Raw genomic sequence first — 11,832 nt, 5'->3', positions numbered from 1 at the left:
CGACGTGGATTTGCCATGTGCTTCAAAGGTCTTCGTTAGCGGCCATCCATAATCCATAAAGGTTGGCCAGCAGATATCCTTCTTCACACGGGTTAACTTCCAACGCGAATCCCTGCAATAACACCCGATGCAACTGCATGATCGCTGGCCAGTGGCTGGATTGCGCCAGTTCCGTCAGTAATTCGTCATCCAGCGGCAGTATCTGTTCACCGCGACGGCTGCGCATCAGCGCACTCGCCATATGCGTCATCGCCATCGTTCCCTGCTCGCTACGTATGGGCAGATGACATTCTGTTTCCAGAATCTTGACAACCTGCATCATGCCTTTACAGATGTCCTTATCTATGACCCCTGCATCGCAAAGCAGGTTGAGTCTGGTTTCCATTTTAGATGCCTTTTATTTAATAACTGGGTTCCTGTTCCCCGCTGACCACCCGCTGTTGATGGGCAAGCAGGGCGTGTTTATCAACAACCGCACGCAGTAATTGTTGCATCGGGTAATCATCAGCTCGCGTCAGGATCACGGCTTCGGTGGCCTGCAAAAATCGCGGATCGTCTGTGAGCGGCGTCGCTTCTAATCCAAGCATGGCCAGTTCGCTTTCTGCCACCACATTCCAGATCACCGCATCGACATCACCTTTGACAATGCGCTGCAAACTCTCGTGATAGGAGAGATCGACGCGCTCCACACTGCGATCACCAAAAAAGACATCGGTCATGATTTTCTGATCCGCCGAGCGACTATCCAGCCCAACACGCTGCACATTACCGGATTCACCTTTGCGACAAATCAACTGGTGCTCACCAACGTAGGTGTGCGGCCCCAACTCCAGTGCGAGGCATAAACCTTTTTGTGTGAGATAACTTTCTGCCGCCAGCCGGGAAACCACTGCCATGTCATACACACCGTTAAGCAAACACTCCACGCGAATATCCGCGCCGCGCATATGCGCATAGTAAAAAGGAATGCCATCAAACTGGGCTTTTAACCCGCTCGCCAACCCTTCGTACAGACGGGTATAAGGCAGAGGCATCGCACAGACTACATTGTTGATATCGACATGGCTCAACAGCGCTTTGTTATCCATCTCCGCCAGGAAACTGCCATTACGCCCGCGACGTTCAATGCGTATCGCGCCGCTTGATTCCAGCGTTTTTAGCGCGGCCTGCGTCAGGCCAACGGACGAGCGGCATTCAGTTGCCAGCTCATCAATCGTTTTCAGGCGATTACCGCATTTTTCACCCAACAAATAACGGGCCAGCGTCGTGATGACGACACCTTCTTTTTTGATAAACGTTCGGCGCATAGTAAATTTTCAATAAAGTGAATATTTATATATTCATTAAAATGAAGATAAGTGGCAACCATGAGAGATGGAAACGGCGAGATGCTTCACATTTTTCCGGATTACTGCGAAAAAGGGACAAAAAAACCGGGTTTCCCCGGTTTCAGAGTGATGATAAAAGCAAAACTGCATGATGCGCTACGCTTTCCTTCAACATGTTGAATTTACAACATTTTATAGGCCAGATAAGGCGTTCACGTCGCATCTGGCATAAACAAAGCGCACTTTGCCAACAATGTTGAATTACGGCTTCGCTACAAAACCAATTGCTTCGTAAACCGCTTTCAGCGTGCGGGAAGCGTGTGCGCTGGCTTTTTCTGCGCCGTCTTTCATCACCTGTTGCAGGAAGGCTTCGTCATTGCGGAAACGGTGATAACGCTCCTGCAATTCAGTCAACATTCCGGAAACCGCTTCTGCCACTTCGCCTTTCAGATGACCATACATTTTGCCTTCGAACTGTTTTTCCAGCTCCGGGATGCTCTGGCCAGTCACTGCAGAAAGGATATCCAGCAGGTTAGAAACCCCCGCTTTGTTCTGCACGTCGTAGCGAACTACTGGCGGCTCGTCGGAATCAGTGACCGCACGCTTGATTTTCTTCACTACCGATTTCGGATCTTCCAGCAGGCCGATAACGTTATTGCGGTTATCGTCAGACTTGGACATCTTTTTGGTCGGCTCCAGCAAAGACATTACGCGCGCGCCAGATTTCGGAATATACGGCTCTGGCACTTTAAAGATATCGCCATACAGCGCGTTGAAACGCTGGGCGATATCACGGCTCAGTTCCAGGTGCTGTTTCTGATCCTCACCGACCGGCACCAGGTTGGTTTGATACAGCAGGATATCTGCTGCCATCAGCACCGGATAGTCAAACAGACCAGCGTTGATATTCTCAGCGTAACGTGCAGATTTATCTTTGAACTGAGTCATGCGGCTCAGCTCACCGAAATAGGTATAGCAGTTCAGCGCCCAACCTAACTGTGCGTGTTCCGGTACGTGGGACTGAACAAAGATGGTGCTTTTCTCAGGATCGATGCCACAAGCCAGATACAGTGCCAACGTATCCAGCGTCGCTTTACGCAACTTCTGTGCATCCTGGCGCACGGTAATAGCGTGTTGGTCAACGATACAGTAAATGCAATGGTAGTCATCCTGCATGTTTACCCACTGACGCAGCGCACCCATGTAGTTACCAATGGTCAATTCACCTGAAGGCTGTGCGCCACTAAAAACGATGGGCTTAGTCATTTTTCGATTCCTGATTTTCGCTTTGCGGAAGCCCTAATGCGGGCAGAAGGTCATTGAGAGACTGATAAATTACATCAGGCTGGCTAAGTTCGATAGCCTCGCCGTAGTTATATCCATAGGTTAAGCCAACAGAAGGACAACCGGCCGCTTTTGCCGCCTGAATATCATTGCGAGAGTCGCCAACAAACAGCATTTGTTGTGGAGCAATGCCCATACGTTCAGCCACCAGTAACAGCGGATCCGGATGCGGCTTTTTGTTTTGTACGTCATCGCCACCGATGACCACGCTAAAGTATTTGGCGATATCTAAAGCTTCAAGCAATGGCGCAACAAACGGCGTCGGTTTGTTCGTGACCAGACCTAACGGCAAGCCTTTGGCCTGCAACGCACCGAGCGTATCGGCAACGTGTGGAAACAAAAACGTCCCTTCTTCAGCAACCTCGCCATAGTAGCGGTCAAACAGCTTACGCATAATACGCACCTGTTCTTGCAATGGGATGTCGTCATCAACAGGCGGCTTACTCATCGTTTTACGCAGGGTCGCACGTTCCTGACGCGCCCAGGTCAGTGCTCGTTCCATCAGAACATCTGCGCCGTTACCAATCCAGGTAATAACTCTTTCTTCGCCTGCGACAGGTAACTCCAGCGCGTACAGCGCCATATCTACCGCGGCAGCAAGACCGGGAGCACTGTCAACCAGCGTGCCATCGAGATCGAAGGCAACGCCCCGAATATCTTCAAACTTATTCATGACTTACCTTTGCCAGTTCACTGCGCATTTCATCAATGACTTTTTTGTAGTCTGGCTGGTCGAAAATGGCCGAACCAGCGACGAACATATCCGCACCCGCCGCAGCGATTTCGCCAATGTTATTAACCTTCACTCCGCCATCCACTTCCAGGCGGATATCAAAACCAGACTCGTCGATGCGGCGACGCACTTCGCGTAGTTTATCTAACGTTTGCGGAATGAAAGACTGACCGCCAAAACCGGGGTTAACTGACATCAGCAGGATCACATCCAGCTTATCCATCACATAGTCCAGATAACTCAACGGCGTGGCCGGGTTGAACACCAGACCCGCTTTACAGCCATTTTCTTTAATCAGTTGCAGCGTGCGATCAACGTGCTCTGAGGCTTCAGGATGAAAGGTAATGATGCTGGCACCTGCGGCAGCGAAATCCGGCACAATGCGATCAACCGGTTTCACCATCAAATGTACATCAATAGGGGCGGTAATGCCGTAGTTACGCAAGGATTTCAGCACCATAGGTCCAATCGTCAGGTTGGGAACGTAGTGGTTATCCATGACATCAAAATGCACGACATCAGCGCCGGCTGCCAGGGCTTTTGCGGTATCTTCACCCAGGCGGGCAAAATCAGCCGACAGAATTGAGGGGGCAATCAAATACTGTTTCATCCGCTTCTCCTTGAGAATTATTTTTTCGCGGGTGAAACGACTCCTGGTTTGTACAAAGCCAGCAGTTCGTCCACCTTTTTACGTGTGCCGCCGTTGCTGCTTATACTGCGTCGAACTTTGACGACATGCAATTTTGCGCGCTGATACCACTCGCGCGTTAGCGCAGTATCATGATTGGAAATCAGTACCGGGATCTGGCGATCAACCAGACCTTCAGCAATCTCCGCCAGATGCGCTTGTTGTTCAAGAGTAAAACTATTTGTGTGATACGCCGTAAAGTTGGCGGTTGCAGAAAGTGGTGCATAAGGCGGATCGCAATAAACGACGGATGCATCATCCGCGCGCGCCATGCTGTCGGCGTAAGACTCACAATAGAAAAAGGCATTCTGCGCTTTTTCGGCAAAGTGATACAACTCTGCTTCCGGGAAATAGGGTTTTTTGTAACGGCCGAATGGCACATTAAATTCACCGCGCAGATTGTAACGGCACAGACCGTTGTACCCGTAGCGATTCAGATATAAAAACAGTACCGCCCGGCGGAAGGGATCCTGACTTTTGTTGAACTCTTCGCGGAACTGATAGTAGACCTCAGCGCAATTTGTCTCAGGAACAAACAGCTCGTGAGCAGCCTGTACGTACTCATCGGTACGCGTCTTCACAATGTTGTAGAGGCTGATCAGGTCGCTATTGATATCAGCAAGGACATAACGAGAAAAGTCGGTGTTGAGAAACACCGACCCGGCACCCACAAAAGGCTCAACCAAACATTCGCCCTTAGGCAAATGTCGTTTAATATCATCAAGCAGGGGATATTTGCCCCCTGCCCACTTCAAAAAAGCGCGATTTTTCTTCATGCTGACTAACTAATTACACCTTCTCCGGCTGTGGAGAAAGCTCCGACAGCATCCAGCGCTTCAGGCAGTTCCCGCAACGGTAAACCATTGCGGGAAATAGCCTTGATTACTTCAAATCGGCCTGTACCTGACGCAGCGGTTTCGCCCACGGGTTTTTGGCCTGAACATCGGCTGGCAATGTAGATACCGCTTTTTTCGCTTCTTCTTTCGAAGCGTACACGCCAGAAACCAGGACATACCACGGCTGACCGTTACGCGTCGTTTCATAGACAACGTAGTTTTTCAGATTCTCTTTCTTCGCCCAACCGTTCAGGTTGTCGTAGTTAGAAGAACTGCTTAGCTGCAGAGTGTAATGGCTGGACGGTGCCGATTTCAACGAGCCGACATTGCCTGTGGTCTTCGCCCCAGCGGCTGGTGTTGCCGTGGTTTGCGCCGGAGATGCCGTTTGTGCAGGCTCCGTGCTGGCGGTCGCTTTTGGCGCAGGCGTTGCTACTGACGTAGAAGTCGCAGCAGGTGCCCTGGTGCTCACCACTGGCGCAGCCGGTTCAGTATGCTTCGGCTGTTGTGCTACTGGCTTCGGTTCCGTTTTCACGGTTGCTTGCGGTTTCTTCGGTTCAATCACCGTCTGCTGACGTGCCGGACGCGTGGTGGTCGGACGTTCAGCAGTTTGCGTTTTCGCCGTATCACGCGATGCATTGCCATTGCGAACTGGGGCTACAGTCGCAGGTTCGGTCGGCAGCGTGGAGTTGACCGCCACATTGTTCAACTGCTGCTGATTTTGTGGTTGTGTCAGCGCGTTATTCAGATCGCCCTGCACTTCAACACGTTGCTGCCCATCCATTGCCGCCGGGGATTGCCCCTGGGTCGGCGTAGAAGAGATCGGTGGCAGAGAAACATCCTGCTGGGTATTTTGCGCAGACGTGGTTCCCGGCGCTGGCTGCACACCATTCGCCTGATCGACCGCATTACCAGAAAGATCAATACTCTTCTCACCAGACGCAGTTTGATCGCTGGAAGAGGTCGAGGGGGCTTTTAGCGCAGAACCGATACCGATGATCAACAACAACAGAACCAGAATGCCGACGCCCATCATCATATACTGACGAGAAGCCGGTTTGCTGGCTGCTTTTTTACGCTTACGCGGACGACGCTCTACGCGCTCTTCATCCACAGCTTCATCTTCGGAATCATCAATTTCTTCTTCGATTTCCGGTTCCTCATTGCGCTCTTTTTGCGCACGAGTCGGACGGCGATCGTCAGTGTCATCAAGTTCAATATCATCAAAATTGATCTGCGGTTCGCCACGTTCAGTACGTTCTGAACGCTCAGAAGATTGACGAGAACGACCAGTACGACGATCGCTGGGATCGGGTTTCAGCTCGTCTTCTGGTTTGAATTCATCCATTTAACACCCCACTAAAAGGTTAATGCTTACCACGTTGCAATTAACCTGAAGCTAATAGACCACTTAATAAGCGGCCTGACCTTTCTTGTTGTTACGCTGATTGACAATCGGCAATAGCATTAAGAACAAGCTCGTGCGATACGCCGCCGCGAACTTCGCTTTTACCAATTGCCAACGGAAGAATTAAGCGCATTTCTCCCGCAAGGACTTTCTTGTCACGCAGCATATGCGGTAAATATGCCTGCGCGGACATTTCGCGCGGCCCATTAACCGGTAACCCAGCCCGCGTGAGCAGAGTAATAATACGCTGCGTTTCGGCAGAACTGAACTGCCCAAGACGTTCCGACGTCCGCGCCGCCATCACCATACCTGCAGCAACCGCTTCGCCGTGTAACCAATTGCCATAGCCCATTTCAGCTTCAATGGCATGACCAAAGGTATGTCCCAGATTCAGTAAAGCACGTAAACCGGATTCGCGCTCGTCGGCAGCAACAACTTCTGCTTTCAGCTCGCAACAACGACGAATACAGTACGCCATTGCCGAACCATCCAGACCGAGCAATGCATCCAGATTATCTTCCAGCCAGTTGAAAAACTCACCGTCAAGAATAATGCCGTATTTGATGACTTCCGCCAGCCCCGAAGCTAACTCTCGCGGGGGAAGCGTTTTCAGACAGTCGAGATCCACCACCACGGATGCTGGCTGATAAAAAGCGCCAATCATATTTTTACCGAGGGGATGGTTGACTGCGGTTTTGCCGCCGACGGAAGAGTCCACCTGCGACAGCAGTGTCGTCGGGACTTGAATGAAGCGAACACCGCGCTGATAGCTCGCCGCTGCAAAACCGGTAAGATCGCCCACTACACCGCCGCCAAGCGCTACCAGCGTCGTATCGCGACCGTGCGGCTTTTGCAACAACGCCGTAAAAACGGTGTCGAGCACTGCCAGGCTTTTATACTGCTCGCCGTCAGGAAGGATAACGCTATCAACGTTAACACCCGCCTGTTCAAGTACGCCGCGAACCTTATCGAGATACAAGGGAGCCAGGGTTTCGTTGGTGACCAACATCACCTGCTCGCCCGATTTCAGCGGTAAGAATGAAGCTGGTTCGTTAAACAAACCAGATGCGATGGTAATTGGGTAACTACGTTCCCCGAGAGTAACGACTATCCTCTCCATAACGCGACATCCACCTTAATTACTGTACCCGCAGACGAGTGTATATAAAGCCAGAATTAGTTGCTTTCCAGCATGTGAATAATCTGGTTTGCGACCACTTTGGCGCTTTGATCATCAGTACGAATGGTCACGTCGGCAATCTCTTCATACAGCGGATTGCGTTCATTAGCCAACGCTTCCAGAACTTCACGCGGCGGCGTTTCAACGTGCAGCAACGGGCGTTTTTTATCACGCTGCGTGCGCGCAAGTTGCTTTTCGATGGTCGTTTCAAGATAAACGACAACACCACGTGCGGAAAGACGGTTACGCGTTTCGCGGGATTTCACAGAGCGCCGCCAGTAGCCAGCACAATACCCTGCTTCTCGGTCAACTCATTGATGACCTTTTCTTCGCGTTCGCGGAAGCCTTCTTCGCCTTCTAAATCGAAAACCCAGCCCACATCAGCTCCGGTTCGTTTCTCAATCTCTTGATCGGAATCGTAAAATTCCATATTGAGTTGTTGAGCTAACTGGCGCCCAATAGTGCTTTTTCCGGCACCCATAGGCCCAACCAGAAAGATATTGCGTTTCTCTGCCATTTTTTCGGTACTACTAAGACTATTCGTTAATGATAAACCCGCTTCGCTCAGAGAGCGCCGCAGGACATGAACTGAAACCTCATAAGATATTGCGAGAGTCAGACTGAAAATTATCTCAATACTCCAGCGGGTTTGGCAACTGAATAAATCGCCCCTCCCTCTGCATATCTGGTCGTTGCAGGTGCACTGCCTTGCTATCACCGCTCTGGCGATAAATCACCGGGTAAGATTAGCGTAAAAAAGACAGCAAAATGCCGCGTGAAAGATAAATCACCATCATATAACGCAGGCAGCAAGGAACACCGACTCTCAAATCGGTACTCCTTGTATGCTAAATACCTGCGCACGTCAAATAGATGAGACATGTTCAGCATAAAAACATCGCCGTTTTTGCGGTGATTTACTCACTGGAAACCAACCGTGGCGTGATAAACACCACTAACTCACGTCGTTCATCTTCTTTTCCGTCATGACGAAATAATTGCCCGAACCAGGGGATATCGCCCAGCAGCGGTACGCTATCCTGTCCCGATTTATTTTTACGGGTAAAGATGCCGCCCAGTGCCAGCGTTTCTCCGCTTTTGACTTCAACCTGCGTTTCGATCTCCTGTTTATCAATCGCCAGCACTTCGCCATCGGCCTGTTGTAGTACTTGCCCCGGCACGTTCTGGCTGATGTGTAATTTCAACCGGATGCGGCCTTTTTGTAACACTGTAGGCGTGACCTCCATTCCCAGTACGGCCTCTTTAAATTCCACCGACGTCGCGCCGCTTTCACCGCTGGAAACCTGATACGGGATCTCGCTTCCTTGTTTAATGCTGGCAGGCTGGAGATGCGAGGCCAGCAGACGCGGGCTGGCGATAATATCCAGTTGCTGTTTTTGTTCGAGTGCGGAAAGCTCCAAATCCAGTAAACGCCCGTTGATGCGCCCAATGTTAAACCCGATATGCGTCGTCGCCGTCGCCACGGAAAGATCGCTTCCAAGTGCGGTCACTTGCCCAACGCCGCCAGCTTGTTGCGCATCTGCCAGCGTCCATTTCACCCCCAATTCCCGCAAACTTTTTTTATTAATAGTGACAATGTGCGCCGACAGTTCAACTTGCCCGACCGGCAAATCCATTTGCGCAACCCACTGTTCCAGCGCAGTTAACGCAGCTTTGTTATCACGTAGCAAAAGGCGATTGGTGCGTTTATCGACGGTCATACTGCCTTTGGCGCTAAGCAACTTCTCCCCTGCTTTCGCCAGCTCTCCGGCATCTGCGTATTGCAGAGTAATATTGCGATTTTCCAGCGGAAGATTCGCCTGCGCCCGCGCCTGTTCAGCCTCCTGACGGGCGATATTGTCATTCTGCCAGGCAACAGAATGCACCGAGAGAATGTTGCCTTCCTGGCGCGTTATCAGCCCGGCGCTTTTCACTACGGTTTGTAGTGCCTGCTTCCAGGGAACGTCAGTGAGATGTAATGACACCGTACCGTTGACGTCAGGCGAGACCACCAGGTTTAACTTTTCCTGTTCAGCCAGTGCCTGTAAAACCTGAGCTACCGGAACATCATCCACCATCAGCGTGACTTTTTGCGGCTTTGCCGCCTGTACGATGGGTATCATGATTATCAGCAGTAGCGCGGCTATCCATTGCTTCATTTTTATCTCCTTGCCGTTGCCACAACCACTGTGGCGGTTCGCAGTTTTTTCCGGTTTTCAGCGTTAATGTTTCTGGCGTCAGTTGAAAAATCGTCCAGCCATTCTCCAGCACATCGTTTTGCTGTACCCGTCGCCATTTCTTTTGGCCATCTTTTATTACGCCAATAACGCGATCGCCTCGCCCTATTATTCCCTGATAACGCCACTGGCTGAGTTCGCTAATCCGGCATATATCCTCCGGCGGTTTAAAAGGGTCACGCATCCCCGTTAAAAGGCATAATGCAACACCCGCCAACAACCAGCGTTTACCCCTCATGTGGCGTCTCCAGTTGTAGCGTGAACAAAAGTTCATCACCTTCCACGCTTAACGAAAAACGGCTCACGCTGACATTGCGTTCTGCCAGGCGTGTAAATGCAGGCGGCACCGCTTCCCAAAGCGTTTTCAACGCCAACTCGCCTCCCTGGGCGGACGGGTGCCAGTAAACCAGTTGCGCGCCGGGCAACTGAAAATCCAGCGGCGAAAATGGCAATGTCTTTTCTTCGCTGATGAGAGTGGTATCTACCAGGCGATACAGTGCGACGGATTGCTGGTGATTCGTTGCTCGCAGTCGGGTTAATGCATCGCTCTCTTCCTGGCGTGCCAATGAAAGAAAGAGGAGCGTGAATAACACCAGCAACCAGAGCGTCCACCCAAACAGGCGGATACGGGGTGATGTGGCATACCACCAGTCAAAGAACGTGTTCATCGCTAACTTTCCTTGTTAACCGATACTCAAATTGCCAGCGTCCTTGTGCATCCTGCTGCGTGGCCCCACGCTGGTTGAGCTGAAAAGTAGCATCCTGACGAAGTGACGTTTCCAGCGCATTTAACGCGGTAATGTTCGCCGTAAGTCCCTTTACCTCCAGCGTTCCCTGCTGCCAGCTTATCGTGGTCAGCCAGGCGTGCTCCGGTAAAAGCGTCGCCAGTGACTCCAGTGCAGATTGCCAGTCGCGGGTAAATTGTCGCTGGCGCTGACGTTGCAAACGCTGTTCGCGAAATTGTTGGCGCTCCAGCAAACGCGGCTTAGTAACCTGTAAGCCACGGGCAAGTTGCTGTTCTGCCTGAAGTAAAACAGCATCTACGCGAGCTTCGGCGTTGCTTGCCAGACGCAGCATTTGCGTTATCACAACAGCCAACAGCAAAGGAGCAACGAACATCAGCAACCAGAAGCGAAAAAAGGTTGTCCGGCGTTGCTGTCGCCAGGGCAAAAAATTGATTGGCGGATTCATCAGCGCGTCTCCCCAAGCGCCAGACCCAGCGCAATAGCGAAGTCTCCACCAGGCGGCGGTAGCGGCGGCTGACGAACAGAAACCGCGTCCCAGGGGTCAAATCCACCTTCACCACATATCGCGACACTTTCGGGGTCAACAGCTAACGCCGCCGCCAGCTCATTCGCGCTTGTCATCCCTACCGCCAGTTTGCGCCCCCAGCTATAACGCGTCGCCCATAGCCACTGTTCGTTATCACGCCAGGCCAGGCACCGCTGATGAGAGGGTAAAAAAGGCAGGAATCGCTGCAAAGCGCAGGCGTCTGGGGTAATCGCACTAACGTGAACACGCAATCTTTCTGCCAGGGTAAGCAGCGTCGCCAGCTCTTTGCTTTGCGCAGCGGTCACGTTATAAGCAGGGCTTAGCGAATCTTCGCTGTAATCAAAGCGCAGGGAGTCCGGTTCCATATCCAGCTCGCGGGCCATCGTACCTGTCAGCCAGGCCGTTTGCTCCCGTTCACCGAGGGACATCGCCGGACGCGGTATTGCCCTCTGTAACGTGCGGCTGGCAGGAAATGCCAACATAATGTGATGACGGCGCGGCAGTTCACGACTCCACGGTAACAACGTTTTGGCCAGCCGTTCCGCGTCAATAATGCGCCCATCTTTGATAATGTCTGTTGCCAGCGGCAAGCGCCACCAGCGTTGTAAAAAGCATTCTTTAGCGCCACGCACGATAGCAACCGCCACCGCTTCTTGCTGTTGTAAATGCAAACCAATTTGCCAGATCTTAAATGCCATTGTGATGATCTCCTTATCCCCCGTCACTCTGACGGGTATATCAATGCGTCTGGCTTGCCTTTATACTACCGCGCGTTTGTTTATAAACTGCCCAAATGAAACTAAATGGGA

The 11,832-nt window shown here is 51.6% G+C and carries 13 protein-coding genes and 1 pseudogene; all 14 read right to left on the bottom strand.

Annotated features, from left to right (window positions below):
• Positions 1–22: 22 nt before the first annotated feature.
• Positions 23–385, bottom strand: a complete 363-nt coding sequence (locus ESM_RS0122950; protein ID WP_000450044.1) for a hypothetical protein — start codon at positions 383–385, stop codon at positions 23–25.
• Between the two features lie 16 nt (positions 386–401).
• Positions 402–1,307, bottom strand: coding sequence for a GntR family transcriptional regulator YhfZ (yhfZ, locus tag ESM_RS0122945; RefSeq protein WP_001254804.1), 906 nt, complete (start codon positions 1,305–1,307; stop codon positions 402–404).
• Positions 1,308–1,589: 282 nt separating this feature from the next.
• Complete coding sequence (trpS, locus tag ESM_RS0122940) at positions 1,590–2,594, bottom strand: tryptophan--tRNA ligase (protein WP_000165548.1); 1,005 nt, start codon at positions 2,592–2,594, stop codon at positions 1,590–1,592.
• Positions 2,587–3,345 carry a phosphoglycolate phosphatase gene (gene gph / locus ESM_RS0122935; RefSeq protein ID WP_001031725.1) on the bottom strand — a complete coding sequence of 253 codons (759 nt, stop codon included), beginning with the start codon at positions 3,343–3,345 and terminating at the stop codon, positions 2,587–2,589. Before gph ends, trpS begins: the two co-directional genes overlap by 8 nt.
• Positions 3,338–4,015: a ribulose-phosphate 3-epimerase gene (gene rpe, locus ESM_RS0122930; RefSeq protein WP_000816280.1), complete on the bottom strand. Its 678-nt coding sequence runs from the start codon at positions 4,013–4,015 to the stop codon at positions 3,338–3,340. Before rpe ends, gph begins: the two co-directional genes overlap by 8 nt.
• 17 nt (positions 4,016–4,032) lie before the next feature.
• Complete coding sequence (gene dam / locus ESM_RS0122925) at positions 4,033–4,869, bottom strand: adenine-specific DNA-methyltransferase (RefSeq protein WP_000742158.1); 837 nt, start codon at positions 4,867–4,869, stop codon at positions 4,033–4,035.
• Between the two features lie 106 nt (positions 4,870–4,975).
• The gene (gene damX / locus ESM_RS0122920) at positions 4,976–6,274 is read right to left on the bottom strand and encodes a cell division protein DamX (protein WP_000343183.1); all 1,299 of its coding nucleotides are present in this window, start codon (positions 6,272–6,274) and stop codon (positions 4,976–4,978) included.
• A 91-nt stretch (positions 6,275–6,365) separates the two neighbouring features.
• Positions 6,366–7,454, bottom strand: a complete 1,089-nt coding sequence (gene aroB / locus ESM_RS0122915; protein WP_000439860.1) for a 3-dehydroquinate synthase — start codon at positions 7,452–7,454, stop codon at positions 6,366–6,368.
• 56 nt (positions 7,455–7,510) lie between these two features.
• Positions 7,511–8,031: pseudogene (gene aroK / locus ESM_RS01000000125720) on the bottom strand (shikimate kinase AroK).
• A gap of 400 nt (positions 8,032–8,431) precedes the next feature.
• Positions 8,432–9,673: a DNA uptake porin HofQ gene (gene hofQ / locus ESM_RS0122905; RefSeq protein ID WP_000815959.1), complete on the bottom strand. Its 1,242-nt coding sequence runs from the start codon at positions 9,671–9,673 to the stop codon at positions 8,432–8,434.
• Positions 9,582–9,989: a DUF2531 family protein gene (locus ESM_RS0122900; protein ID WP_001214394.1), complete on the bottom strand. Its 408-nt coding sequence runs from the start codon at positions 9,987–9,989 to the stop codon at positions 9,582–9,584. Before ESM_RS0122900 ends, hofQ begins: the two co-directional genes overlap by 92 nt.
• Positions 9,979–10,419: a HofO family protein gene (locus tag ESM_RS0122895; RefSeq protein ID WP_001091223.1), complete on the bottom strand. Its 441-nt coding sequence runs from the start codon at positions 10,417–10,419 to the stop codon at positions 9,979–9,981. Before ESM_RS0122895 ends, ESM_RS0122900 begins: the two co-directional genes overlap by 11 nt.
• The gene (locus ESM_RS0122890) at positions 10,403–10,942 is read right to left on the bottom strand and encodes a PilN domain-containing protein (protein WP_001069349.1); all 540 of its coding nucleotides are present in this window, start codon (positions 10,940–10,942) and stop codon (positions 10,403–10,405) included. Before ESM_RS0122890 ends, ESM_RS0122895 begins: the two co-directional genes overlap by 17 nt.
• Positions 10,942–11,721, bottom strand: a complete 780-nt coding sequence (gene hofM, locus ESM_RS0122885; RefSeq protein WP_000874538.1) for a DNA utilization protein HofM — start codon at positions 11,719–11,721, stop codon at positions 10,942–10,944. Before hofM ends, ESM_RS0122890 begins: the two co-directional genes overlap by 1 nt.
• Positions 11,722–11,832 lie beyond the last annotated feature (111 nt).

The organism is Escherichia sp. TW09308 (assembly GCF_000208565.1).
GTDB classification, from domain to species: domain Bacteria; phylum Pseudomonadota; class Gammaproteobacteria; order Enterobacterales; family Enterobacteriaceae; genus Escherichia; species Escherichia marmotae.
This window is presented reverse-complemented; position numbering and strand designations above follow the sequence as displayed.

Excerpts from the sequence above, each read along its gene's own strand:
- ESM_RS0122950 (WP_000450044.1), bottom strand. The coding sequence starts at position 385 with ATGGAAACCAGACTCAACCTGCTTTGCGATGCAGGGGTCATAGATAAG.
- yhfZ (WP_001254804.1), bottom strand. The coding sequence starts at position 1,307 with ATGCGCCGAACGTTTATCAAAAAAGAAGGTGTCGTCATCACGACGCTG.
- trpS (WP_000165548.1), bottom strand. The coding sequence starts at position 2,594 with ATGACTAAGCCCATCGTTTTTAGTGGCGCACAGCCTTCAGGTGAATTG.
- gph (WP_001031725.1), bottom strand. The coding sequence starts at position 3,345 with ATGAATAAGTTTGAAGATATTCGGGGCGTTGCCTTCGATCTCGATGGC.
- rpe (WP_000816280.1), bottom strand. The coding sequence starts at position 4,015 with ATGAAACAGTATTTGATTGCCCCCTCAATTCTGTCGGCTGATTTTGCC.
- dam (WP_000742158.1), bottom strand. The coding sequence starts at position 4,869 with ATGAAGAAAAATCGCGCTTTTTTGAAGTGGGCAGGGGGCAAATATCCC.
- damX (WP_000343183.1), bottom strand. The coding sequence starts at position 6,274 with ATGGATGAATTCAAACCAGAAGACGAGCTGAAACCCGATCCCAGCGAT.
- aroB (WP_000439860.1), bottom strand. The coding sequence starts at position 7,454 with ATGGAGAGGATAGTCGTTACTCTCGGGGAACGTAGTTACCCAATTACC.
- hofQ (WP_000815959.1), bottom strand. The coding sequence starts at position 9,673 with ATGAAGCAATGGATAGCCGCGCTACTGCTGATAATCATGATACCCATC.
- ESM_RS0122900 (WP_001214394.1), bottom strand. The coding sequence starts at position 9,989 with ATGAGGGGTAAACGCTGGTTGTTGGCGGGTGTTGCATTATGCCTTTTA.
- ESM_RS0122895 (WP_001091223.1), bottom strand. The coding sequence starts at position 10,419 with ATGAACACGTTCTTTGACTGGTGGTATGCCACATCACCCCGTATCCGC.
- ESM_RS0122890 (WP_001069349.1), bottom strand. The coding sequence starts at position 10,942 with ATGAATCCGCCAATCAATTTTTTGCCCTGGCGACAGCAACGCCGGACA.
- hofM (WP_000874538.1), bottom strand. The coding sequence starts at position 11,721 with ATGGCATTTAAGATCTGGCAAATTGGTTTGCATTTACAACAGCAAGAA.